The organism is Clostridium sp., assembly GCF_036569345.1.
Taxonomy (GTDB): Bacteria; Bacillota; Clostridia; order Clostridiales; family Clostridiaceae; genus Clostridium_AD.
Genome location: NZ_DATCQT010000019.1, coordinates 1 through 1,589, shown reverse-complemented (window position 1 = coordinate 1,589; position 1,589 = coordinate 1). Strand labels below are relative to the sequence as shown.

Genomic DNA, 1,589 nt, shown 5'->3' with positions numbered 1-1,589 from the left:
TAAAGACATGCTTTATACTTCCTGTCTTTATCAGATGAGGGAAACTTATAGGTCATTGCGTTTGTCAGAATTCAGGGTTGCATAAAGGGCCTAGTTATTAACTTAGGCAAAATCAACACTAGAGTTTAACTGAGCCTTATTTAAAAGAAAGGTGCTGTTCTACCGTGGAAGAAGTATTGAATTTTTTAAAGGAAAACCGTACATTTTATTTTGCAACCGTTGATAATAACAAACCTAAAGTTAGACCCCTTGGATTTTTTATGGCTTATGAAAACAAACTTTATTTCGGTATAGGTAAGCAAAAACAATCCTACCAACAAATTTTAGCAAACCCTTACATTGAACTTAGTACTGCAAGTGCTAAAGGAGAATGGATAAGGATTAGTGGCAAGGTCAAAATTGATGAAAAAATAGAAACTCAGGAGAAGGCTTTCGAGACATTACCTATGTTAAAGAAGTTATATAACGAAGAAACAGGAAATAAGCTTGGGCTCTTTTACTTAGAAGAAGCAACAGCAGAAATTGCTGATATGGCCGGTGGTTTTAAGAAAATTACTTTGAGTTAATAACGGATGAGCTGCACACAGAGCATGAAGTCCTTACGGTAACAACTAGATATAGGGTAAGCTAAGATATTATCAAGGAGTAGTTCTCTAAAGGACTACTCCTTTGATGTAACTGTAATTATCCTGGGCAAATCTCGTCGTGTTAGAGAACCGCGACTAGGCGGTGTTATATATTCACTTCACTTATTGATGTACAGAATATTATATAGCGTCCATCATTACAGTATGAGTGTGATCTTAGTTATGACGATTACTTCGGATAGTTATAACTTGTGAAAGTAATTATCACCACTTGACATATAATGTAAGTAGCTGTACTATTAAGTGCAATCATTAGTCTGAAAATATTCTATTTTCAATCAAAACGTAAATTCAGATTGTGCAGGTATATTTATTTAATACTCAAGAGAGAGGAGAAGGTTGAAATATATGAATCGAACAGAAGTTTTACTAAAAAAACGCGCAAAAGTTTTTGAAAATTTAGCAGGAAATATAGGAAACCGTGCGAAATGGTTAACTACATTAATGGACATCGACGATGAGATGGAAGAAATGGCTGAAAATAAGATTAAGACTAGTTACGTAAAGCTCATTAACTAAACTAGTTCATCAATGCAGACATTGATTTTCGCAGGTCAGCGACTAGAGAAATCTCTTCCATCCAACCTTTCTCGATAGACGTTATATAACGAAGAAATAGGAAATAAGCTTGGGATCTTTTATGTAGAAGATGCAACCGAAGAAATTGCTAAAGTTAATAGGGGAAGGGTAGTGTTTCAAATAGTGGGCCAATAAATGATTCACGAAAAACCTTCCAAATTCGTACGATCAGGCATATTAAAAGTATGGTAGCAATTTTAATATCAGTAAACAAAATATTTGTAAAGGGGCTGTCTCAAAATGACGTCTAAGGACGATCATGGAGAGGCAGCGCCTTTTCGTATTTAGTCACGAATAAGAGTGTAAAATTAACATGCAATATTGCTGATTTTACACTCTTATCTATTTCTAGGAACACCAAAA

The 1,589-nt window shown here is 34.6% G+C and carries 2 protein-coding genes; both read left to right on the top strand.

All coding sequences use genetic code 11. The features are described from left to right. Nucleotides 1-176 precede the first annotated feature (176 nt). Complete coding sequence (locus VIM70_RS01405) at nt 177-566, top strand: pyridoxamine 5'-phosphate oxidase family protein (protein ID WP_331943387.1); 390 nt, start codon at nt 177-179, stop codon at nt 564-566. A gap of 429 nt (nt 567-995) precedes the next feature. Continuing rightward, the gene (locus VIM70_RS01400; RefSeq protein WP_331943385.1) at nt 996-1,166 is read left to right on the top strand and encodes a hypothetical protein; all 171 of its coding nucleotides are present in this window, start codon (nt 996-998) and stop codon (nt 1,164-1,166) included. Nucleotides 1,167-1,589 lie beyond the last annotated feature (423 nt).

Bases quoted from the DNA above. Each gene is read 5' to 3' on its own strand.
- VIM70_RS01400 (WP_331943385.1), top strand. From the start codon at position 996: ATGAATCGAACAGAAGTTTTACTAAAAAAACGCGCAAAAGTTTTTGAA.